General features: G+C 71.2%; 18 protein-coding genes and 1 pseudogene. 13 read left to right on the top strand and 6 right to left on the bottom strand.

What is annotated here, in order from left to right; genetic code table 11:
• Positions 1-5: 5 nt before the first annotated feature.
• Positions 6-815 (bottom strand): Fpg/Nei family DNA glycosylase, encoded by an 810-nt coding sequence (locus tag ACIQOU_RS18710; protein WP_401537850.1) that lies wholly within the window; start codon positions 813-815, stop codon positions 6-8.
• A 180-nt stretch (positions 816-995) separates the two neighbouring features.
• Positions 996-1484 carry a ribose-5-phosphate isomerase gene (locus ACIQOU_RS18705; protein WP_401537849.1) on the bottom strand — a complete coding sequence of 163 codons (489 nt, stop codon included), beginning with the start codon at positions 1482-1484 and terminating at the stop codon, positions 996-998.
• A 249-nt stretch (positions 1485-1733) separates the two neighbouring features.
• Between ACIQOU_RS18705 and ACIQOU_RS18700 the strand changes: the two genes are divergently transcribed.
• Positions 1734-3185, top strand: a complete 1452-nt coding sequence (locus ACIQOU_RS18700; RefSeq protein ID WP_401537848.1) for an amino acid permease — start codon at positions 1734-1736, stop codon at positions 3183-3185.
• A gap of 199 nt (positions 3186-3384) precedes the next feature.
• Here ACIQOU_RS18700 and ACIQOU_RS18695 read toward each other — a convergent pair whose 3' ends face one another.
• Complete coding sequence (locus tag ACIQOU_RS18695) at positions 3385-3969, bottom strand: biotin transporter BioY (protein WP_401537847.1); 585 nt, start codon at positions 3967-3969, stop codon at positions 3385-3387.
• Between the two features lie 804 nt (positions 3970-4773).
• Here ACIQOU_RS18695 and ACIQOU_RS18690 point away from each other — a divergent pair.
• Positions 4774-6252, top strand: coding sequence for an amino acid permease (locus tag ACIQOU_RS18690; protein ID WP_401537846.1), 1479 nt, complete (start codon positions 4774-4776; stop codon positions 6250-6252).
• A 180-nt stretch (positions 6253-6432) separates the two neighbouring features.
• Positions 6433-7074: a superoxide dismutase gene (locus ACIQOU_RS18685; RefSeq protein ID WP_401537845.1), complete on the top strand. Its 642-nt coding sequence runs from the start codon at positions 6433-6435 to the stop codon at positions 7072-7074.
• Between the two features lie 134 nt (positions 7075-7208).
• On the opposite strand, the gene ACIQOU_RS18680 is transcribed toward ACIQOU_RS18685, so the two are convergent.
• Both ACIQOU_RS18680 and ACIQOU_RS18675 read right to left on the bottom strand, forming a co-directional pair.
• Positions 7209-7832: a histidine phosphatase family protein gene (locus tag ACIQOU_RS18680; protein ID WP_401537844.1), complete on the bottom strand. Its 624-nt coding sequence runs from the start codon at positions 7830-7832 to the stop codon at positions 7209-7211.
• 378 nt (positions 7833-8210) lie between these two features.
• The gene (locus ACIQOU_RS18675; RefSeq protein ID WP_401537842.1) at positions 8211-9764 is read right to left on the bottom strand and encodes an FGGY-family carbohydrate kinase; all 1554 of its coding nucleotides are present in this window, start codon (positions 9762-9764) and stop codon (positions 8211-8213) included.
• A 316-nt stretch (positions 9765-10080) separates the two neighbouring features.
• Between ACIQOU_RS18675 and ACIQOU_RS18670 the strand changes: the two genes are divergently transcribed.
• The 9 genes and pseudogenes from ACIQOU_RS18670 to ACIQOU_RS18630 form a co-directional block, all read left to right on the top strand.
• Positions 10081-11505 (top strand): ABC transporter substrate-binding protein, encoded by a 1425-nt coding sequence (locus tag ACIQOU_RS18670; protein ID WP_401537840.1) that lies wholly within the window; start codon positions 10081-10083, stop codon positions 11503-11505.
• A 5-nt stretch (positions 11506-11510) separates the two neighbouring features.
• A complete protein-coding gene (locus ACIQOU_RS18665) occupies positions 11511-12392 on the top strand; it encodes a carbohydrate ABC transporter permease (protein WP_401537839.1) in 882 nt (293 codons plus the stop codon).
• Positions 12393-12454: 62 nt separating this feature from the next.
• Positions 12455-13303 (top strand): carbohydrate ABC transporter permease, encoded by an 849-nt coding sequence (locus ACIQOU_RS18660; protein ID WP_401537838.1) that lies wholly within the window; start codon positions 12455-12457, stop codon positions 13301-13303.
• Positions 13300-14385, top strand: coding sequence for an ABC transporter ATP-binding protein (locus ACIQOU_RS18655; RefSeq protein WP_401537837.1), 1086 nt, complete (start codon positions 13300-13302; stop codon positions 14383-14385). The genes ACIQOU_RS18660 and ACIQOU_RS18655 overlap by 4 nt, the downstream gene beginning before the upstream one ends.
• 74 nt (positions 14386-14459) lie before the next feature.
• Positions 14460-15233 (top strand): DeoR/GlpR family DNA-binding transcription regulator, encoded by a 774-nt coding sequence (locus ACIQOU_RS18650; protein WP_401538207.1) that lies wholly within the window; start codon positions 14460-14462, stop codon positions 15231-15233.
• Positions 15211-16290: an ABC transporter ATP-binding protein gene (locus ACIQOU_RS18645; RefSeq protein WP_401537836.1), complete on the top strand. Its 1080-nt coding sequence runs from the start codon at positions 15211-15213 to the stop codon at positions 16288-16290. Before ACIQOU_RS18650 ends, ACIQOU_RS18645 begins: the two co-directional genes overlap by 23 nt.
• Positions 16287-17318 carry a 2-hydroxyacid dehydrogenase gene (locus ACIQOU_RS18640; RefSeq protein ID WP_401537835.1) on the top strand — a complete coding sequence of 344 codons (1032 nt, stop codon included), beginning with the start codon at positions 16287-16289 and terminating at the stop codon, positions 17316-17318. The genes ACIQOU_RS18645 and ACIQOU_RS18640 overlap by 4 nt, the downstream gene beginning before the upstream one ends.
• 39 nt (positions 17319-17357) lie before the next feature.
• Positions 17358-18785, top strand: coding sequence for an FGGY family carbohydrate kinase (locus ACIQOU_RS18635; RefSeq protein WP_401537834.1), 1428 nt, complete (start codon positions 17358-17360; stop codon positions 18783-18785).
• Positions 18786-18916: 131 nt separating this feature from the next.
• Positions 18917-19451: pseudogene (locus ACIQOU_RS18630) on the top strand (hypothetical protein); the annotation flags it as partial.
• A gap of 108 nt (positions 19452-19559) precedes the next feature.
• Here ACIQOU_RS18630 and ACIQOU_RS18625 read toward each other — a convergent pair.
• Positions 19560-20222, bottom strand: coding sequence for a DsbA family protein (locus ACIQOU_RS18625; protein ID WP_401537832.1), 663 nt, complete (start codon positions 20220-20222; stop codon positions 19560-19562).
• Positions 20223-20442: 220 nt separating this feature from the next.
• On the opposite strand from ACIQOU_RS18625, the gene pepN reads away from it, so the two are divergent.
• Positions 20443-23019: an aminopeptidase N gene (pepN, locus tag ACIQOU_RS18620; protein ID WP_401537831.1), complete on the top strand. Its 2577-nt coding sequence runs from the start codon at positions 20443-20445 to the stop codon at positions 23017-23019.
• Positions 23020-23173 lie beyond the last annotated feature (154 nt).

Genomic DNA, 23173 nt, shown 5'->3' with positions numbered 1-23173 from the left:
GAGCGTCAGCGGATCTGGCAGGTGGGGCACCAGAAGAGGTTGCGGGCGGCGAGTTCGGCGGTGCGGACGGGGGTGCCGCAGAGGTGGCAGGGCATGTTCGCCCTGCGGTACACGTAGACCTCGCCGCCGTGGTCGTCGACGCGGGGCGGGCGGCCCATCGCCTCCGGGGTGTGTTCGGGGCGGACGGTGTCGATGCGGTTGTCGCGGACGCCGTCGCGCATGAGGGCGACCAGGTCGGACCAGACGGCGTCCCACTCGGCGGGGGTGAGGTCGCGGCCCGCGCGGTAGGGGTCGATGCCGTGCCGGAAGAGGACCTCGGCGCGGTAGACGTTGCCGACGCCCGCGATGATCTTCTGGTCCATGAGGAGCGCGGCGACGGTCGTGCGGCTGCGGGAGATGCGCCGGAACGCCGCCTGCGGGTCGGCGTCGGCGCGCAGCGGGTCGGGGCCGAGGCGGTCGTGTATCGCCTGCTTCTCGGCGTCCGTGAGCAGCGCGCAGGTCGTCGGGCCGCGCAGGTCGACGTAGGAGGTGCTGTTCGTCAGGCGGAGGCGGACGGTGTCCGTGGGCGGTGGGGCGGGGGCGTCGCCGAAGCCGACCTTGCCGAAGAGGCCGAGGTGGATGTGGACCCAGGTCTCGTTCCTGAACCCCAGGAAGAGGTGTTTGCCGTGGGCCTCGGTGTGGGTGAGTTCCGTGCCGTCGATGAGTTCGGCGCCGTCTGTGAACTTGCCCTGTGGGCTGGTCACCTGGGCCGTGCGGCCCTGGAACCGTGCCTCGTAGTCCTGGGCCAGCCGGTGAATTGTGTGACCCTCGGGCACAGTTGCCAGTTCCTTCCCACCCACAGCCACCCGTCCCGGTCAGTCGAGCAGCTCACCTCGAAAAGCCCTTTCCCACCCACAACCGCCCGTCCCGCTCAGTCGAGGGGCTCGGCTCGAAAAGCCTTTTCCCACCCACAACCGTCCGTCTCGGTTACTTGAGCGGCTCGGCTCGGAAGGCCCTCACTTGCCCTGCGGATGATGCGCCGGGATCTCCGGCAGCTTCCCCGTCGCCTCGTACGCCGTCAGCATGTCGATCCGCCGCACATGCCGCTCGTCACCGGAGAACGGCGTGGCGAGGAACGTCGCCACGAACGTCGTCGCGTCCTCCGCCGAGTGCATACGGGAGCCGACGGCGACGACGTTGGCGTTGTTGTGCTGGCGGCCGAGCGACGCGGTCTCCTCGCTCCACGCGAGCGCCGCCCGCACGCCCTTCACCTTGTTCGCGGCGATCTGCTCGCCGTTGCCGGAGCCGCCGATCACGATGCCGAGGGCGTCCGGGTCCGCGGCCGTGCGCTCGGCGGCGCGCAGGCAGAAGGGCGGGTAGTCGTCCTGGGCGTCGTAGATGTGCGGGCCGCAGTCGACGGGGTCGTGGCCGGCTGACGTCAGCCACTCGACGAGGTGGTTCTTGAGCTCGAAGCCGGCATGGTCGGAGCCGATGTACACGCGCATGGGTCCGAGTGTGACACGGCCGTTACGGGGAAGCAGCGTCGGGTGCCGGGACGCAGAGTTTCGGCCACTGTGCGCAATCCCACGCTAACCTCGGGAAAACCTCAAATAAACCTCAAGTAACGATCCGGATTCAAAGGTTCAACTATTCCTTTGCCTCCGATTCACTGGACCGATTCGTACGCGGCTCGTACGCAGGTGTAGAGCCGCGCCCTCCGCGGGACCTCACCCCGGCGCAAAGGAACTCCCCCCATGACCGGACTCCAAGCAGGACTCAAGAACCGACATCTGTCGATGATCGCCATCGGCGGCGTCATCGGGGCCGGACTCTTCGTCGGCTCCAGCACCGGTATCGCCACCGCGGGCCCGGGCATCCTGCTGTCGTACGCCCTCGTCGGCACCCTCGTGGTGCTCGTGATGCGGATGCTCGGCGAGATGTCCGCCGCGAACCCGACGTCCGGTTCGTTCTCCGCGCACGCGGACCGCGCCCTCGGCAGCTGGGCCGGGTTCTCCATCGGGTGGCTGTACTGGTTCTTCTGGGTCGTGGTGCTCGCCGTGGAGGCCACCGCGGGCGCCAAGATCCTGGAGGGCTGGATTCCGGCCGTCCCGCAGTGGGGCTGGGCGCTGATCGTGATGACCGTGCTCACCGCCACCAACCTGATCTCGGTGGGCTCCTACGGTGAGTTCGAGTTCTGGTTCGCCGGGATCAAGGTCGTGGCGATCGGCGCGTTCGTGGTGATCGGCCTGCTCGCGGTGTTCGGCGTGCTGCCGGGCGTCCACAGCGACAAGGCGGGGCTCGGCAACCTCACCGAGCACGGCGGTTTCCTGCCGCACGGTCCCGGCGCGATCCTCACCGGCGTGCTGCTCGTGGTGTTCTCCTTCATGGGCAGCGAGATCGCGACGCTGGCCGCGGGCGAGTCGGAGGACCCGCAGCGCGCGGTGACGAAGTCGACCAACAGCATCATCTGGCGGATCGGCGTCTTCTACCTGGGCTCGATCTTCGTCGTCGTCGCGCTGCTGCCGTGGAACGACCCGTCGATCGCCGAGAAGGGCTCCTACGTCGCGGCCCTGGACTCGCTGGGCATCGCGCACGCCGGTCAGATCATGAACTTCATCGTGCTGACGTCGGTGCTGTCCTGCCTCAACTCCGGTCTGTACACGGCCTCTCGGATGGCGTTCTCGCTCGGTGAGCGCGGGGACGCGCCGAAGGCGTTCGCGCGGACCACCAGCCGGGGCGTGCCGATGGCGGCCATCGTGTCATCGGTCGTCTTCGGCTTCGTCGCCGTGTTCTTCAACTACAAGTTCCCCGACTCGGTCTTCCTCTTCCTGGTCAACTCCAGTGGCGCGGTGGCCCTGTTCGTGTGGCTGGTCATCTGCTTCTCGCAGCTGCGGATGCGGCGCATCATCCAGGCCGAGGCGCCGGAGAAGCTCGTCGTGAAGATGTGGCTGTACCCGTATCTGACCTGGGCGACGGCCGCGTTGATCGTCTTCATCCTCGGTTACATGCTCACCGACACCGAGCACGACGGCCGCGAGACGATGCTGCTGTCGCTGCTGGTCGCGGCGGTCGTCCTCGTCATCGCCTTCGTGAAGGAGAAGGTGCGCGGCGGCGGCAGGGGTGACGGCATCGACGGCGGTCCCAAGGGGCCGAACGGGCCGAACGGGCCGAAGGTCGCGGCCGCCTCGTCGGCGACCGAGCACTGAGGGCGACCGAGCACTGAGGGCAGTGGTCCTGACTGAGGGCAGTGGTCCTGACTGTGCGGGCAGTGGTCCTGGGGGCGGCTGAGAGCCGCTAACGGTCGTTAGAGGTACTCACCGACGTGAGAGAGGCTCGCCGGAGCGAATCCGGCGAGCCTCTCTCGCGTTCGTCGATGCCGACACCATCCGGTCGACGTCGATGACGTCAGCGCCTGTCGAGCAGCTTCCACGCCGTCGGCAGCACGCCCATCGCCAGCACGGCCTTCAGCGCGTCCCCGATCAGGAACGGCGTGAGGCCCGCCGCGAGCGCCGCCGACGTGGACAGGTCAGCGGCGTACGCGAGGTAGGGAACGCCGATCGCGTAGACGATCGCCTCGCCGACCAGCATCGTGCCCGCCATCCGCAGCACCGAGCGGTCCGCTCCGCGCCGGGCCAGGGCGCCGACGGCCGTCGCGGCCAGCATCAGGCCGATGATGTACCCGAACGCGGCCCCGCCCGCCCCGGAACCGCCCTCCGCGAACCACGGCATGCCGACGACACCGGCCAGCGCGTACAGGGCGAGCGCGAAGAAGCCGCGCCTGGCGCCGAGCGCGGTGCCGACGAGGAGCGCGGCGAAGGTCTGGCCGGTCACCGGCACCGGGGAGCCCGGCACGGGCACGGCGATCTGGGCGGCGACGCCGGTGAGCACGGCGCCACCGACGACGAGGGCCACCTCACGGACGCGGGAGGCCGGGAGCAGGTCGGCGAGGACCTGGCCGGAGCGGGTGGTGGGGGCGAGGGCGGTGCTCATGGGACTCCGCGGGTCGAGGACGGTCGGGGACAGAGCGACGCTAACCCGGGGCGCGGGCGGGGGACACCGTCCGTGGACGACAAAGGGGGGAACGGGGGCTTGGTGCGGTCCGGACAAAGAAGGCCGGGTACACCCGGTCCGGGGTGACGCCGGTCACGGAACCGACGACGGTTCGGTCACGCGGGGCGGATGCGGGGCGGGAGGGGTGGCGCGTGGGCGGGGTGCGGGTCGGGTCAACGGGCGGTGGCACGGCGGGCCTAGGGGCGGGGTGCGGGTCCGGTCAACGGGCGGTGGCATGGCGGGCCGAGGGGCGGCGGTCAACGTGCGTTGGCCAACCGGTGTTTACCAACGGGCGTTGGCCAATGGGCGTTGCCAACGGGCGTTGGCCAACAGGTGCCGACCAACGGACGTTGACCAACGGGCGTTTGCCGACGGGCATTTGCCAACGGGCGTTTGCCAACGGGCGTTTGCCAACGGGCGTTTGCCAACGGGCGTTTGATACCCCGCCCCGCCAACACGCGTTGACCAACGGGCGTTGGCCATCAGGCGTTGACCAACGGGCGTTGACCACCCCGCTCCGCCAACGCCCGTTGGCCAACGGGCGTTGGCCGGGCGCCCGGGCCACACAGCCCCTTACGGGTGCGAGTGAACGGGCGTTAATGTGTGAGCAGTTGATCACTTTCCGTATGGGAAATGTCCGGATGGTGGGCAATTTCCCCGTCGGGACCGTGCCACTGCCCAGACTGTGGGCGTTTTTGCCCACGTCACACGCCCCCCACCCCTCTCACCTACTGGACGCGTGCCATGCCCCGTAGCAGCACCGAGCAGCCGCCCCGGCAGGAGGAGGCCACCGCCTCCCTGTCCCACGGCCTCAAGCAGCGCCACCTGTCGATGATCGCCCTCGGCGGGGTGATCGGCGCGGGACTGTTCGTCGGTTCCGGCGCCGGGATCGCCGCCGCCGGCCCCGCCATCGTCGTCGCCTACGCCCTCTCCGGTCTCCTCGTGACGCTGGTGATGCGGATGCTCGGCGAGATGTCGGCCGCGTATCCCTCGTCGGGTTCCTTCTCGGTGCACGCCGAGCGGGCGATCGGGCCGTGGGCGGGGTTCACGGCGGGCTGGGCGTTCTGGGTGCTGCTGTGCACGGCGGTCGGCCTGGAGGGGATCGGCGCGGCGCACATCGTCACGGGCTGGCTGCCGGGGACCCCGGAGTGGCTGTGGGTGGCGGTGTTCATGGCGGTGTTCTGCTGCACGAACCTGGCCGCCGTGAAGAACTTCGGCGAGTTCGAGTTCTGGTTCGCGGCCCTGAAGGTCGGCGCGATCGTGCTGTTCCTGGTGCTCGGCGTGCTCGCCATCGCGGGCGTCCTGCCGGGCACCGACTCCCCCGGCACCGGCAACCTCGACGACTTCCTGCCCCACGGCGGCGAGGGCCTCGTCATCGGCCTGCTCGCGTCGATCTTCGCGTACGGCGGCCTGGAGACGGTCACCATCGCGGCGGCGGAGTCCGAGGACCCGGTGCGGGGCGTGGCCATGGCGGTCCGCACGGCGATGTGGCGCATCGCGCTGTTCTACGTCGGTTCGATGGCCGTCGTCGTCACGCTGGTCCCGTGGAACGCGAAGTCGGTCGTGGAGAACGGCCCCTATGTCGCCACGCTCCAGCACATCGGCGTCGACGGCGCCGGGCAGCTCATGAACGTCGTCATCCTGGTCGCCCTGCTGTCCGCGATGAACGCCAACATCTACGGTTCGTCGCGCATCGCCTTCTCGCTGGTGGAGCGCGGGATGGGCCCGAAGGTGCTGGGGCGGGTGTCCGGCGGGGTGCCCCGGGTGGCGGTGCTGGTCTCCTGTGTCGTCGGGTTCGTGTGCGTGCTGCTCAGCTACTGGCGCCCCGACGACGTGTTCGCGTGGCTGCTGAACATGATCGGCGCGGTCATCCTGGTCGTCTGGATCTTCATCGCCGTCTCCCAACTGCGGTTGCGGGCCCGCCTGGAGGCCGAGTCCCCCGACCGGCTCACCGTGCGGATGTGGGCGTTCCCGGTGCTGACGTGGGTCGCGCTGGCCGGGATGGCGGCCATCTTCGTCCTGATGGCCCGCGAGCCCGGCACCCGGGTCCAGTTGTACGGCACCGGCGCGATGACGCTGGCGCTGGCCGCGGTGGGGTACGGGTGGCAGCGGACGCGGGCCGGCTCGGGCGCCGGGGCCGAGGCCGGCGGCGGCGCCGGGGCGACGGCGGGGAACGGGGCGGCGGCCGGGAACGAGGCCGAGGCGGCGGCCGGGAACAACTGACGTCGGCGCCCCTCCCCCACTCGACCCGCTCGCCCCCACTCACCCCACTCACCCCGCTCGGCCCGCTCACCCCGCTCGACCTCAAGCCCCTCGCGGTTCGCCCGTGGGGGGCTTTTTGTTGCTAGGTTGTAGTTGCAAGTCCTTCGCAATAAGGTGCCGAGGTCGGAGGGGACCCCTGCCATGCCCGTCTACACGCTTCCTGAACTGCCGTACGACTACTCCGCGCTCGCGCCCGTGATCAGCCCCGAGATCATCGAGCTGCACCACGACAAGCACCACGCGGCCTATGTGAAGGGCGCCAACGACACGTGGGAGCAGTTGGCCGAGGCTCGGGACAAGGAGGCGTGGGGGTCGGTCAACGGCCTGGAGAAGAACCTCGCCTTCCATCTGTCCGGCCACATCCTGCACTCGATCTACTGGCACAACATGACCGGCGACGGCGGCGGTGAGCCTCTGGAGGCCGACGGGGTGGGCGAGTTGGCGGACGCGATCGCCGAGTCGTTCGGTTCGTTCGCCGGGTTCAGGGCGCAGCTGACCAAGGCGGCCGCGACGACGCAGGGTTCGGGCTGGGGTGTCCTCGCCTTCGAGCCGTTGAGCGGTCGGCTGATCGTCGAGCAGGTCTACGACCACCAGGGCAACGTCGGCCAGGGATCGACCCCGATCCTGGTCTTCGACGCCTGGGAGCACGCCTTCTACCTCCAGTACAGGAACCAGAAGGTCGACTTCATCGACGCCATGTGGGCCGTCGTGGACTGGCAGGACGTGGCCCGGCGTTACGAGGCCGCGCGGTCCCGGGCCGACGTCCTGCTGCTGGCCCCCTGACCCGGGGCGTGTGAGCGTCCTGCCCCGTGATCGTCTTCTCACCCTTCACCTGGCAGGCGGAAAGACGGAGACCCCCGCGAGGACGTGACTCGCGGGGGTTTTCCGGCAGTTGGCGAGGTGCGCCGCCGATCGCCTTACGCGCAGGGGACGTTGAGGGCGATGAGGCCCACCGACCCTGCGGTGAAACGGAGTTCGGTGACGGCGGCGTTGCGCAGGCTCGGGAAGACCCGGCGGTAGTCGCGGACCGGGATCGACAGGAGCGTGCACAGGATCAGCCGGAACAGGGTGTTGTGGGCGACGACCAGGACTCGTTCACCGGGGTGAGCGGCGGCGATCCGGTGCAGGGCGGCGGCCCCTCGTGCGGCCGCCGCCGCCGGGTCCTCGGCGCCGGGGAACGGGTGGGCGACCGGGTCGGCCCGGAACGCCGCCGCGCCCTCGGGGTTCTCGGCGGCGAACTCGGCGAGGGTGCGCCCCTCCACGACGCCGAAGTCGCACTCCCGCAGGTCGGGTTCGCGGTGCGGGGTCAGGCCGAGGGCCCGGCAGGCGGGCTCCGCGGTGACGACCGCGCGCGAGACGGGGGACGTCCACACCGCGTCGACGGGGTGGGCACCGGCCCACCGCCCGAGCGCCTCGGCCTGCGCGCGCCCGGTGTCGGTCAGCGCGACGTCGCTGACCCCGGCGTAACGGTTCTCGGCATGCCAGACGGTCTGCCCGTGCCGGGCGAGGAGCAGGGTCGTCGGCGGGGTGGTGGTGGTCATGGGGGCAGTATTCCGGGTCGGCGGGGTGGGGGTGGTGAGGGCCGGATCGGTTCCGGCGGGGGGCGGGGGTGGAGTGGGTTTCGGCGCGGGAAGGGGCCGGTTCCGGGGCAGGAGAGGGGTCTCTTCCGGGGCGGGAGGGGCCAGTTCGGGGCGGGAGGGGCCGGTTCCGGGGCAGGAGAGGGGTCTCTTCCGGGGCGGGAGGGGCCAGTTCGGGGCGGGAGGGGCCGGTTCCCGTGCGGGAGAGGGGTCTGTTCCGGGGCGGGAGGGCCGGTTCGGGGCGGGAGGGGCCGGTTCGGGGCGGGAGGGGCCGGTTCGGGGCGGGAACGGGGTGTGTTCTCTGCCGCCGGAGACGGGTGCTCTCTTCCGTGATGGTGGAGGTCAGTTTTTGGACAGGTCTGCTGACAGGCGGGTCCTGGCGTGGGCGGCGACGTCCGGGGGGAGCCAGCCTCGGGCTTCCAGTTCCTCGACCAGTTCGGCGTAGGGCTCGGCGAAGCGAGCGGTGCGGGCGGGGTCGGGGGTGAGCGCGGCGCCGGTGTGGACCATGGCGTCGGTGACCTCGGTCAACGGGGTGCCGGTGGTGCCGTGCGCGGCGAGGGCGGCCATGCCAAGGGCGGGCTCGGTCTGGCGGGGGACGCGGGCGGGGCGGGCCAGGATGTCGCAGCGCAGCTGGTTCCAGTAGGGGCTGCGGGCGCCGCCGCCGGTGAAGGTGAGCGGCCCGCCCAGGGGAGCCCCCAGATGGTGGAGGTAGTCCAGGCAGAGCCGTTCCGTGAAGGCGACGCCCTGGAGCAGCGCGGCCCACAGGTCGGCCTCCCCGGCCGGTTCCCCCAGCACCAGCGCCACCGCGTCCGGCGCCAGGAACGGGAACCGCTCCCCCGGCGACACCAGCGGGTACGTCACCGCACCGGCCGGTTCGAACGCCGCCGCCCGTGCGTCCATGGCGGCCGGGTCCGCCCCCTTGAACGCCGCCGTCAGCACCCCGGCCCCCACGCTCGACGCCCCACCCGGCAGCCAACTCCCGTCCGGGGCACGGTGGTTGTAGACCACGCCGGTCGCGTCGCGGACCGGCGTGACGGCGGCTCCCTTGAGCACCAGGGTGGTGCCGAGCACGGAGTTCCAGGCACCCGGCCGCAGCGCGCCGGACGCGATCTGCGCCGCGCACCCGTCGGTCATCCCGGCGATCACCGGCGTTCCGACCGGCACCCCGGTCGCCTCGGCGGCCTCGGCGCACACCTCCCCGAGCCGCACCCCGGGCCGTACGACCTCGGGCACCACCGCGCCTCCCCCGCCGAGCCCGGCATCGAGCCGCAGCCCGGACGCGCCCCGGCCCCTGGGGGAGATCCCGGACAGCACGTCGGCCAGCGCCTCGGGCCAGGCCTCCCGTTCCCCGTCGTACGCCGTCTTCAGCGCATGGCTGGAATCCGTCGGTACCGGGCGGCCGACGAACCGTGCGGTGATCACGTCGGGCTGGTGGGTGATCCGGCCGGGGCCGTGGGTGCCGAGGAGCCACAGCGCCTTCGGCAGCCCCCAGCTGTCCTGCACCGCGAGCCCGGCCGCCCGGGCGCGGGTGGTCTCGGCCGACGCGCGCCGGTCGTCGTACATCAGGGCGGGGCTCACCGGGTGGCCGGCCGGGTCGGTGAGGAGCACGGTCCCGGAGGTGCCGCAGACCGCGAGTCCGCCGACCCGCACGTTCGGTCCGGGGCCCTGAACACCGTTGCGGAGACCGGTGAGTGCCTGCCGGGTGGCCGTGCAGACGGCCGTCCACCAGCGGGCCGGGCCCTGTTCGTGGCGGCCCGGCTCGCGGTGTCCGGTCAGCGGCGCGGTGCCGCTGCCGAGGACCGTGCCGTCGGCCGTGACCAGCAGCGCGCGGACGCTCTGGGTGCCCAGGTCGACGCCCAGCCATGCCTGTCCGTCGCCCTTGTCGCGCGCCACCATCCGGACCTCCCGTGCTCGTCTCGGCGGAGCGTCTCCGCGACCGCTCGTCATGGCCGCCCTCCGTCGACGGTCGCCGGGAAGGGTCGTCGGGACGCCCCGCGTGGACGTCCTTCCTGAACCGTCTCCGCCGGGCCCGTCCGCGAACCGTCTTCGCGCTGTGTGTCGCTGTGAAGTTCACACCTGTCGCCGATATCGAACCCGCATTTTCTCCCTCCCGGGGGATTGACGCCCAACTTCCTTCGTTACAACCTCAGTTGTCAGTCGACTCGACGTGTTGAGACCGAGCACCGGACCGAGCCCCACGTGGAGGTCACGGATGGACACGCACGCGCACGACCGACGCCGCTTTCTCGCCCTGACCGCCGCGACCGCCGCGACTCCCCTGCTCGCGGCCTGTGGCGCCGGGTTCGGCGGGGGCGGCGGGGGCACCAGCGACGGTTCGGCCGCCGACGACGTCACCGGTTCCTTCGACTGGAAGCGGGAGAAGGGCACCACCGTCAGAGCCCTGCTCGACAAGCATCCGTACGCGGACGCGCTGATCGCCGACCTGAAGTCGTTCACCGAGAAGACCGGCATCAAGGTCGAGTACGACGTCTTCCCCGAGGACAACTACTTCGACAAGCTCACCGTCGACCTGTCCAGCGGGCGTGCCTCCTACGACGTGTTCATGCTGGGCGCCTACATGGTGTGGCAGTACGGGCCGCCGGGGTGGCTGGAGGATCTCGGCCCGTGGATGCGCAGTTCCTCGGCGACCGGCGCCGAGTGGGACCAGGGCGACTTCTATCCCAACCTGCTCCAGGCCGACCAGTGGTCGCTGAAGGACGGGGCGCCGCTCGGCCAGGGCGGGCAGTACGCGCTGCCGTGGGGCTGGGAGACCAACGTCGTCGCCTACAACACCGCGGTCTTCAGGAAGTTGGGGCTGAGACCGGCGGAGACCTTCGACGAGCTGCGTGAGGTGTCCGAGGCGGTCAAGCAGAAGGCGCCGGGGGCCGGTTGGGACGGCATGTACGGCATCGCCGTTCGCGGGTCGCGGAGTTGGGCGACCATCCACCCCGGTTTCATGACGATGTACGCCCGCAACGGGCTGCGCGACTTCACCGTCGACGGTTCCGTGCTGAAGCCCGCGATGAACGCGCCGAAGGCGGTGGCGTTCACGCGGGACTGGGCGGACATGGTGAAGCGGGGCGGGCCGCCGTCCTGGACGTCGTACACCTGGTACCAGTGCTCCAGCGATCTGGGGGCGAAGAAGGCCGGGATGCTCTTCGACGCGGACACCGCCGCCTACTTCCAGGCGGTGAAGGGCGCTTCGCCCGCCTCCGGGCAGATCGCGTTCCATCCGGGGCCGAAGGGGCCCGACGGGTCGCTCGCCACCAACATGTGGATCTGGTCGCTCGGTATGAACGCCAAGAGCAAGAAGAAGAGCGCCAGTTGGCTGTTCCTCCAGTGGGCCACCGGCAAGGAGCATCTGCGCCGCGGCGCCCTGGACCACGACCACATCGACCCGGTGCGCAGGTCGATCAGCGAGGACGCCGCGTACAAGGACAAGATGCGGCATCTGCCAGGCTTCCTGGAGACCTTCGACGCCGTCGTCGACCGGACGAGGGTCCAATTCACCCCGCAGGCACAGTTCTTCGACGCCACCACCAGCTGGGCCGCCGCCCTCCAGGAGATCTACGGCGGCCAGAACGCGGACTCGGTGCTGAACGGCCTCGCGGGCTCCCTCGCCCGAAAGGTGCGCTGACCGCGATGGGCCGGCGGGGCACCCTGCGCCCCTACCTGCTGATCGTGCCGGCGCTGCTGCTCACCTGCGGCATCCTTTACCCGTTCGGACTCGGCCTGTACTACACGCTGTTCGACTTCTCGGCGAGCAAGCCGCAGCCGGACCTGGTGGGCTTCGAGAACTACCGAACGGTGTTCACCGAGGGCGCGTTCTGGAACTCGGCCTGGGTGACCGTGCTGTACGCCGTCGGCGCCGCCGCCACCGAGACCCTCCTCGGCGTCTCGGTCGCCCTGCTGCTGCACCGGTCCTCGCTGGTGGGACGGGTGTTGGAGAAGATCCTGATCCTGCCCCTGATGATCGCGCCGGTGATCGCGGCGATCATGTGGAAGCTGATGCTCCAGCCGTCGGTCGGGGTGGTCAACCATCTGCTGCGGCCCTTCGGGCTCGGCGGGGTGCAGTGGACGGACACCCCGACCGGCGCCCTGTTGTCGTCGATCGCGGTGGACGTGTGGGTGTACACGCCGTTCGTGGCGATCCTCGCGCTGGCCGGGCTCCGGTCGCTGCCGACCTCGCCGTTCGAGGCGGCGGCGGTGGACGGGGCGGGGTGGTGGTACACGTTCCGGCGGCTGACGTTGCCGATGCTGTGGCCGTATGTGCTGGTCGCGGTGATCTTCCGGTTCATGGACTCGCTGAAGGTCTTCGACATCATCTACGCGCTGACCGAGGGCGGGCCCGGGGACTCCACGGTGGTGCTTCAGATCCGCGCCTATCTGGAGGCGATCCGTTTCCAGCGCTACTCGTTCGGGATCAGCTACACGATCGTGCTGTGGGCGGTGGTGTATCTGGCGGCGATGGTCCTGGTGCGTCATCTGGGCCGGATACAGCGGAAGGCGGCCGAGGCCAAGTGAGCCTGAGAGAGGGACGGGTGGCATCCGAGGATGGTCAAGTAGCTTGCGGTGGTGGGCAGGTAGTGCGTAAGGAAGGCCAACTAGGCTTCAGAGCACGGCTGTTGGGGTGGGCTGCCGATCTCGCGCTGGTTCTCTACTTCGTCTTCGCGTTGTTCCCGATCGCCTGGATGCTGATCCTGTCGCTGAAGCCGGCCGACCAACTCTTCTCCACCTACTTCTCGTTCACGCCGACCCTCGACTCCTACCGGACCGTGCTCGGGGACAGCGAGGGCATCCCGTTCACGCGGTTCTTCGTGAACAGCCTCGTCGTGTCGGTGGGCGCGGTCGTGCTGTCGCTGCTGGTGGGGCTGCCTGCCGCGTACGCGTCGGCGCGGTGGCGGTTCAAGGGCTCCGAGAACCTGATGTTCACGCTGCTGTCGTTCCGGTTCGCGCCCGAACTCACCGTGATCATCCCGCTGTTCGTGCTCTACCAGAAGCTCGGTCTGTTCGACACGTACGTCGGCATGATCTGGGTGCTGCAACTGGTCACGCTGCCGCTCATCGTGTGGATCATGCGGTCCTACTTCGCCGATCTGACACCGGAGTTGGAGCAGGCGGCGCTGCTGGACGGGTACTCGCGCACCCAGGCGTTCTTCAAGGTGGCGCTGCCGCTGGTGAAGCCGGGGGTGGCGGCGGTGTCGCTGCTGGCGTTCATCTTCGCCTGGAACAACTTCGTCTTCCCGCTGATCCTCACCTCCAGCCAGGCACAGACGGTGACGGTGGGCGCGCTGTCGTTCCTGGGCGGCGACCGTCCCAAGTACAACCTGACGGCGGCGGCCGCCCTGGTCTCCGTCGTCCCGCCGCTGCTGCTGGCCCTGACCATCCAGCGGTACCTGGTGCGCGGGCTGTCGTTCGGGGCGGTGAAGTCGTGATCCGGCTGCGGGGGGTCAGCAAGGCGTACGGGTCTGTGACGGCGTTGGACGGCCTCGAACTGGACGTGGCGGAAGGGGAGTTCTTCTGTCTGCTCGGCCCTTCCGGTGCCGGGAAGACCACCACCCTCAAGACGGTGGCGGGACTTGAGCCGCCGGACGCCGGGACGGTCGAGCTGGACGGGCGGGACATGGCCGGGGTCGAGCCGTACGACCGGGGCGTGGCGATGTGCTTCGAGAGCTACGCCCTCTACCCGCACCGCTCGGCCTACGACAACCTGGCCTCCCCGCTGCGCTCACCGCGGCACCGGCTGCCCGCCGAGCAGGCCCGCGCGCGGGTGCGGGAGATCGCTGAACTCCTCGGTATCTCCGCCCTGTTGGAGCGTCCGGTGGGGGCGTTGTCCAACGGGCAGCGGCAGCGGGTGGCGCTCGGCCGGGTGCTGGTGCGGCCCGCCCGCGCCTTCCTCCTCGACGAACCGCTCTCCCACCTGGACGCCAAACTGCGCCAGCAGATGCGTGCCGAGCTGAAGGCGATCGGCTCGGTCCGCCGCACCACCACCCTCTATGTCACCCACGACGCGGTGGAGGCGCTGGCGCTCGGTGACCGGATCGGCGTGATCCGCGACGGGCGCCTGGTGCAGACCGGCACCCGGGAGGAGATCTGGTACCGGCCGCACGACACCGAGGTGGCCCGCGCCTTCGGCCGCCCCCGGATCAACCTGCTGCCCGGCACGGTCACGGCGGACGGCGGTTTCCGCTCGGCCGACGGCGCGGTCGAGCTGCCGTTGCGCGCCGAGGCGCCGCCCGGCACCGAGGTGCTGGCCGGAATCCGCCCCCGGGACCTCTCCCTCACCGCGCCCGGACACGAGCTGACCGGCACGGTGTATGTCACGGAGGTGCTGGGCCGTTCGGTGGAGGTGACCGTGACGGTCGGCGCTCTGCCCCTGTCCCTGGTGGCCCCGCGCGCCGACACGCACGGGCTGCGGCCCGACGATCCGGTCCGGGTCACCCTCCGGCCTGAGAACCTGCTGCTGTTCGAGGCCGACCGGCCCCAGCGCCCAGGACGACGGATCGGGACACGATGAGCGCCGCACCGCACCAGCAGAGCCACCCGCACCACGGGCCCCACCAGCAGGGCCCCGCGGCCCGGCAGGCGGCGATGGCCGAGCGGGTGCTCGCCGACGGTTCGGCGACGGCGGCCGAGCTGGCCGAGCGGTTCGGGGTGAGCCTGATGACCATCCACCGGGACCTCGACGAACTCGAACGGCAGGGCATCGTACGGAAGTTCAGGGGCGGGGTGACCGCGCAGCCGTCGGCCGTCTTCGAGTCGAACGTGCAGTACCGGCTCAAGGCGATGCGGGCGGCGAAGGAGGCGGTGGCCGAGCGGGCCGTGCGCTCCATCGAGCCCGGCATGGCGATCATGCTGGACGACTCGACGACGACCCTGGAGATAGCCCGGCGGCTGCGGATGGGCGAGATCACGCCACTCACGGTGGTCACCAACTTCCTGGAGGCCCTCAACCTCCTCGCCGACCAGCGGGGCATCCATCTGATCGCGCTGGGCGGCGACTACGACCCGCTGCACGCCTCGTTCCTCGGGGTGTCCTGCGTGGAGGCGGTGCAGTCGCTGCGGGTGGACGTCTGTTTCGCGTCGACGTCGGCCGTGCACGGCGGCTGGGCCTACCACCAGGAGCAGCACATCGTGTCGGTGAAGCGGGCGATGCTCGACTCGGCCGCGCGCGGGGTGCTGCTCATCGACCACACCAAGCTCGCCCGGCCCGCCCTGCACCGGGTGGCCCCGCTCTCCCGGTTCGACACCCTGCTGGTGGACGACGGGGCCTCGGCCGAGGCGCTGCGGGATCTGGACGAACACACGGTCCGTTACGAGGTCTGCGCGACGAAGGGCGGCCATGACCGAGCTGGAGCTACGTGATCTGCGCAAGACCTACCGGGCGCGCGGGCGGGCCCCGGTGGACGCGGTGCGCGGCCTCGATCTGGGGCTGCGCTCGGGTGAACTCCTGGGCCTGCTGGGCCCGTCGGGGTGCGGCAAGTCGACCACGCTGCGGATGATCGCCGGTCTGGAGACGGTGAGCGGCGGGGACATCCTGGTGGGCGGGGCGTCGGTGGCCGGCCGTCCGGCGCGGCACCGCAACATCGGGGTGGCGTTCGAGAACTACGCGCTCTATCCGCCGCTCACCGTCCGCGAGAACCTCGCCTTCGGGCTGCGGGCCAGACGCCGGGCGGCCCGGGGCGACGTGGACCGCAAGGTCGCCGAGATCGCCGCACGCGTCGACCTCACCGCCGTTCTCGACGCCCGTCCGGCGGGGTTGTCCAGCGGGCAGAAGCAACGGGTGTCGCTGGCACGGGCGTTGGTGCGGGAGCCGGACGTGCTGCTGCTCGACGAGCCGCTGTCGCATCTCGACGCGGCGCAACGGGACACCACGCGCCGGGAGTTGAAGCGCATCCAGCGCGAGCTGGGCCACACCACCATCCTCGTCACGCACGACCAGGAGGAGGCCCTCTCGCTCGCCGACCGGATCGCGGTGATGCGGGACGGGGTGATCGAGCAACTCGGCACGCCCTACGAGATCTACGACTCCCCGGCGACGGTCTTCGTCGCCGACTTCGTGGGGGAACCGGCGATCAATCTGCTGCCCGCGACGACCGTCCCCGACGGCCGGGCCCGCCTCTCCGCCGAGGCCCACCTCCCCCTCCCGGTGCCGCTGCCGCCCGGCCGGGAGATCGTCGTCGGCATCCGCCCCGAGGACCTCCGACTCACCGGTGAGGGAGGAATGTCCGCCCGGGTCCTCGCCCATGAGCCGCTCCTCGAAGCGGGCGTGGCGACCCTCACCCTCGACGGGGTCACCGACCCCGTGGTGGTGCTCACCGGGCCCGAGGTCCGGCTCGCCCACGACGACCTCGTGCGGGTGAGCGCCGATGTCCGACTGACCCATGTCTTCGACGCCGAGACGGGAGTCTCCCTGCGATGAACACCCCTGTCCGTGTGGTGGCCGCCGGTGACCATTTCGTACTGCCCACGCTGATCGACCGTGCCCTGACCGACGAGGTGATCCAACGTCCCCTGGATGTGCGGGAGTTGACGCTCGGCTGGCCGATGGAGCCGTTCGGCCCTGTGGCCGAGGTGCGGGAGGCGAGCGATGCCGAGGACGCGGTGATCGAGGCGCTCGACGGCCGTGAGGTGCTGGTCACCCAGATGGCGCCGGTCACCGAACGCGTCCTGGCCGCCTGTCCCGACCTGCGGCTGGTCGTCGTCTGCCGGGGCGGCCCCGTGAACGTCAACCTGGACGCGGCCACACGCCATGACGTGCGGGTCTGTTACGCGCCGGGGCGCAACGCCGCCGCCACCGCCGAGTTCACCGTGGGGCTCCTGCTGGCGGCGCTGCGGCGCATCCCGCAGGCCCACGACTCCCTTGCCCGGCAGCGGAGTTGGCGGGGCGCGACGTACTACACGTATGAGCACAGCGGGCTTGAGCTGGAGGATCTGCCGGTCGGGCTTGTCGGGTACGGGGCGGTGGGCAGCCGGGTGGCGCGGGCGCTGGCGGCGTTCGGCGCGCAGGTGATGGTCTACGACCCGTATGCCCGGGGCGAGATCCACGGCCTGCGCCTGCCGACCCTGGACGACCTGCTGACCCGTTCCCGGGTCGTCTCCCTGCACGCCCGCCTCACCCCGGAGACCCAAGGGCTGCTCGGCGCGCGTGAACTCGCCCTGCTGCCACGGGGATCGGTGGTGGTGAACGTCGCCCGGGGTCCCCTCCTCGACGAGGCGGCGCTCTGTGACGCGTTGGAGAGCGGGACCCTGTCGGCGGCGGCCCTCGACACCTTTGACCGGGAGCCGTTGCCCGCCGACTCCCGGCTGTTCGCGCTGGCCGACCGGGTCGTCCTCACCCCGCATCTGGGGGGCGCGAGCCGGGCGGTGGCGGAGAAGGCGGCCCGGATCGCGGCGGCGGAGGTCGGCCGCTGGGCCCGGGGCGAACCCCTGGCGCACTGCCTCACCTGACCCCAAGTCCCCTGCGAATCCGAGGAGTTGCGTGCCGCCATGTTCATCGGGATCGACGTAGGAACGTCCACCGTGAAGGCCGCCGCGTTCGACGCGTCCGGTGCCGAACTCGCCGTGGAGGCACGGCCGGTGGGGCTCACGCTGCACGAGGGCGCGGCAGAGCAGGACATGACGGAGGTGTACGGGGCCGTCGTCGCCGTGCTCGACGCGCTCACCGCGCGCTGCCCCGGGCCCGTGGAGCTGGCCGGGCTGACCGGGCAGGGCGACGGGGTGTGGCTGGTGGACGCCGAGGGGCTGCCGGTGCGGGCCGCCGCCTCCTGGATGGACGGGCGGGCGCACGGCCTGGTCGACCAGTGGCTGGCGGACGGCACGTTCGAGGCGGTGTTCCGGCGCACCGGCAGCGCGATGTTCCCGGGCTGCCCAGGGCCCCTGCTGGCCTGGCTCGACCGGCACGAGCCGCGGTCCCTGGACGCGGCGGCGACCGCCCTGTACTGCAAGGACATGGTGTTCCAGCGGCTGACCGGCGCCCCGGCGAGCACCGATGTCTCGGACGCGTCGATGCCGTTCCTCGACCCGCGCACCCGCGCCTACGACAACCGCGTCGTCGAACTCCTCGGCCTCACCCACCGCCGGGGTCTGCTCGCCCCCATCGGCGACCCGGTGACGACGGCGACGGCGCGCGGCGAGGGCCTGCCGACCGGCACCAGGATCGCCAACGGCCCCTACGATCTGCCCGCGTGCGCGCTGGGCGCCGGGGTCACCGCGCCGGGCGACGGGCTGCTGATCGTCGGCACCTGTCTGGCGAGCCTGGTCGCCACCACCGACCTCGACCTGACCGGCGAACCGGCGGGCGTGTACCTCTCGACCGACCGGCCGGGACACCGGCTGCGCGCGATGCCGGCGATGGTCGGAACGGCGGCCCTGGACTGGGTGCTGTCGACAACAGGCGTCGCGCACGCGGAGGTTGACGCGTTGCTCGCCGCGACGCCGCCCGGTGCGCACGGCGTTCGGGTGCTGCCGTACTTCGCGCCGTCGGGTGAGCGGGCGCCGTTCGTCGAGCCAGGGTTGCGGGCCGAACTCACGGGCGTGTCCCTGGAGTCGACGAAGGGCGATCTGATCCGGGCGACCTGCGAGGGCATCGGGTACGCGGCCCGGCACTGTCTGGCGGCGGCCGGTCTGACGGGGTCCCTCGCGGTGTGCGGCGGCGGCACCCGTTCGCATGCCTGGATGCGGCTGCTGGCGGATGTCCTGGGGCGCCCGTTGCGGGTCGTCGAGGGTGAAGTCGGGGCGCGGGGCGCGGTGTTGGCGGCGGCGGAGCGGTACGGGGTCGCGCTGGACGTGGCCGGGTGGACCCGGCCGACGGAGGTGGTGGAGCCGGACCCGGTGCGGGCCGCGTACTACACGGACGGGTACGCGGACCATCTGACCCGGCTGGCGGCGGCCCGCGCCCGAGCCCCGCACTCCTGACCCAACTCCCTTGCCTGCCAAGGGAGTTCCATCGACAGGCCGAAAGGGAGTTCCATGGAGCCGAACCGCCGCGCCCTGCTCCTCGCCGCAACCGCCACCGCCACCGCCACCGTGCCGCTCGCCTCGGCCGCCTGAAAAGGATCGCGGCCGCGCGGCTCGGGCTGCCGCTGTGGCAGGCGCTCGGCACCACGGGCGGGCCCTACGACCTGGTCGCGGCGGGCGATCCGACGACGTACGCGGACATGATGACCCCGGCGGGCCTCGCGGAGATCGCCGGGTACGCGCAGTGGATCGGTCCGGACAAGTCGTCGCTGGTGCCGGTCGGCGCGGACGGGCGGCTGGGGACGCCGACGGCGCTGCTCGCGCACGCGGCGGGGCTGCGGGGCTGCGGGGCTGCGGGGCTGCGGGGCTGCGGGGCTGCGGGGCTGCGGGGCTGCGGGGCTGCGGGGCTGCGGGGCTGCGGGGCTGCGGGTGGGCCCGTACACCTTCCGGGCGGAGAACCGGTTCCTGCCGGTGGACTTCCGGCGCGGCAGCGGGGCGAACGACTTCGGGGACGCGTTCGCCGAGTACGCGCTCTCCTACGGGCTCGGGGTGGACGCGGTGGTGACCGACTTCCCCGACCTCGCCGCGCTCGCGAGACCGGGGAAGCTCACCGGGAGTGCATGACGTCCTTGAGGCGAGGCGGACGTCCTCAAGGCCTGGATGACGTCCTTAAGGCTTGCAGTTCGCCGACGTCTCCTTAAGGCTTGCAGTTCGCCGACGTCTTCTTGAGGCTCACAGGTTGCTGAAGTCCGGGCCGACCGAGCGGGAGCGCTTCAGCTCGTAGAAGCCGGGGACCGAGGCGACCGCGACGGTGCCGTCCCAGAGCCGGGCGGCCAGCTCGCCCTTGGGGGCGGGGGTGACGACGGGGCCGAAGAAGGCGACCTGCTCGCCGTCGGCGCCGGGCACCGCGATGACCGGGGTGCCGACGTCCTGGCCGACCTTCTCGATGCCCTCCTTGTGGGAGGCGCGCAGCTCGGTGTCGTAGGTGTCCTTGGCGCCGTACTCGATCAGCTCGGCCGGGAGGCCCGCGTCGGCGATCGCGAGGGCGATGGACTCGGGGTTCACGCCGAGGCCCTCGTTGTGGAAGCGGGTGCCGAAGGCGGTGTAGAGGGTGCCGACGACGTCGTCGCCGTAGAGCTGCTGGGCGGCGATCGCGATGCGGACCGGGCCCCAGGACTTGCCGCCGGGGCGCATGTTCTCGGCGTACTGCTCGGGCAGCTCGTCGAGGCGGCTCTCGTTGAGGACGGCGAGGCTCATCACGTGCCAGTGGACCTCTATGTCGCGGACCTTCTCCACCTCCAGGACCCACCGGGAGGTCATCCAGGCCCACGGGCACAGCGGGTCGAACCAGAAGTCGACGGGGGTCTTCGCGGAGGTGGTCGCGCTCTCGGACATGGTTCTCCTCGGTGATCAGGTGTCTCTGAGGACAACACCGGACGCCGCTCACCCCATTCCCGGCCGCCCGCCGCCGGGGCCGGATTCCGGTGTCCCGCCGGCCCGGGACGGTTCCGGTTTCCGCGGTCGCGGGACGGTCGCGCCTACCCGCTGTCAGTGGTGCGTGGCAGGATCGGTGATGTCCGCAGATCCACGCTCCCCACGCAGAGGAAGTGCCCCCGTGCCCGGTGAGAATCTGTCCCGTGACGAGGCCCGGGAGCGGGCCGCGCTGCTGTCCGTCGACGGGTACGAGGTCTCCCTCGACCTGCGCTCGGCGGTGGGCGACCACGCCGGTGAGGGCCCGCGCACGTTCCGTTCCGTGACCACGATCCGCTTCCGCTGCAACGAACCGGGCGCGGCGAGCTTCGCCGACCTGATCGCGCCGGGCGTGACATCGGTGTCATTGAACGGCCGTGACCTCGACCCCGGTGCGGTCTTCGACGGCACGCGCGTGCTGCTTGAGGACCTGGCCGCGGAGAACGAACTGATCGTCGACGCGCGGTGCGCCTACTCCCGCACCGGCGAGGGCATGCACCGGTTCGTCGACCCCGAGGACGGCGAGGTCTACCTCTACACGCAGTACGAACCGGCCGACGCCCGGCGGGTGTTCGCCACCTTCGAGCAGCCGGACCTGAAGGCGCCGTTCCGCTTCGAGGTGCGGGCGCCGGAGGGCTGGACGGTGTGGTCGAACGGCGTGGGCGAGCAGGCCGACGGGGTGTGGCGGTTCGCGGAGACGAAGCCGATCTCGACGTACATCACGTGTGTGGTCGCGGGCCCGTACCACTACGTGACGGACTCCTACACGCGCGTGCTGCCCGACGGCGGCACCCTGGAGATCCCGCTCGGCGCGCTCTGTCGCAAGGGCCTCGCGCCCTACTTCGACACCGACGACATCTTCCTGATCACCAAGCAGGGCCTGGACTTCTTCCACGAGCACGTCGACTACCCGTACCCGTTCGGCAAGTACGACCAGGCGTTCGTCCCGGAGTACAACCTCGGGGCGATGGAGAACCCGGGCCTGGTGACGTTCCGCGAGGAGTGCATCTTCCGCGGGAAGGTGACGCGGGCGTCGTACGAGAGCCGGGCCAACGTCATCCTGCACGAGATGGCGCACATGTGGTTCGGCGACCTGGTCACCATGGAGTGGTGGGACGACCTGTGGCTCAAGGAGTCGTTCGCCGACTTCATGGGCGCGTTCGCGCTGGTCGGGGCGACCCGCTTCGAGAACGGCTGGATCACCTTCGCCAACCGCCGCAAGGCGTGGGCCTACCGCGCCGACCAGCTGCCCTCCACGCACCCGATCACGGCCGACATCCGCGACCTCCAGGACGCCAAACTCAACTTCGACGGCATCACCTACGCCAAGGGCGCCAGCGTCCTCAAGCAGCTCGTGGCGTACGTCGGCCAGGACGCCTTCCTGGAGGGCGCCCGGCGCTACTTCAAGCGCCACGCGTACGGCAACACCCGCCTGGGCGATCTGCTGGCGGTGCTGGAGGAGACCAGCGGCCGGGACATGGACACCTGGGCGCGTTCCTGGCTCCAGACCGCCGGGGTCAACGCGCTGACCCCGCAGGTGACCCTGGACGGTGAGGGCCGCGTCGCCGAACTGACGGTGCTCCAGGAGGCCGTGGAGGCGTATCCCGAGCTGCGCCCGCACCGGGTGGCGATCGGCCTCTACCGCCTCCAGGACGGCGCCCTGGTCCGCTACGCGCGTGCCGAGGCCGACGTGGCCGGTCCGCGCACGGTGGTGAAGGAGCTGGCCGGAGCGTCCGCGCCCGAACTGGTCCTGGTCAACGACGACGACCTCACGTACTGCAAGACGCGCTTCGACACGACCTCGCTGGAGACCCTCGGTGAGCGGCTCGGCGCGATGACCGACCCGCTGGCCCGCGCCCTGTGCTGGTCCGCGCTGTGGAACATGACGCGGGACGCGCTGCTGCCCGCGCCGGACTTCATCGACCTGGTGATGCGCTTCGCGCGCCGCGAGAGCGACATCGGCGTCCTCCAGATGCTGCACATGTGGGCGAACTCCGCGCTGGTCAACTACGCGCCTCCGGCATGGCGTCCGACCGGCGGCAAGCTGCTCGCGCACATCGCGCTGCGGGACCTGCGGGGCGCCAGGCCGGGCAGCGAACAGCAGCTGGCGTGGGCGCGTTTCCTCGCGTCGGTGGCGTCGACGCCGGAGGATCTGGCGCTGCTGCGGGGCCTGTTGGACGGCACGGAGGAGATCGAGGGGCTCGACGTGGACCAGGAGCTGCGCTGGGCGTTCCTGGAGCCGCTCACCGCGCACGGGCTGGCCGACGAGAAGGTCCTCGCGGCCGAACTGGCCCGTGACGACACGGCGTCCGGCAAGCGCCACCAGGTCCGCTGCCTCGCCGCCCGCCCGTCGGCCGCCGTCAAGGCGCAGGCGTGGGCGCAGGTGGTGGAGTCGGACGCGCTGTCCAACGCGCTGGTGGAGGCGACGATCGGGGGCTTCGCGCAGCCGTCGCAACGGGAGTTGACGGCGCCGTACACCGAGAAGTACTTCGCGGCGATCGAGCGGGTGTGGGCCGAGCGGTCGATCCAGATCGGCATGGACGTGGTCCGTGGCCTCTTCCCGACCCACCCGGCCCCCGAGGACGCGCACGCGACGCTGGCGGCGACGGACGCGTGGCTGACGTCCCACGAGAACGCGGCCCCGGCCCTGCGGCGGCTGGTCCTGGAGGCCCGCGACGACTTGGCCCGATCGCTGCGGGCCCAGGAGGCGGTGGACTTCTGAGGAAGCGCGGGACGCGAGCCTTGGCCAACGCCTGAGCCGCCGGTGACCGTTACGAAACGCGGTCATTCGTCCCCGTAACCCCTGGCCCACCCGTGAGGGACCAGGGGTTTCGGGCGCCTACTCGGCATCCGCGACCTCACCCTTTAGTTTCCCC

It is taken from the genome of Streptomyces sp. NPDC091279 (assembly GCF_044757465.1).
In the GTDB taxonomy this organism is placed as follows: Bacteria; Actinomycetota; Actinomycetes; order Streptomycetales; family Streptomycetaceae; genus Streptomyces.
Note: the sequence above shows the minus strand (reverse complement) of the source record. Positions and strands in the feature narration are given on the sequence as shown.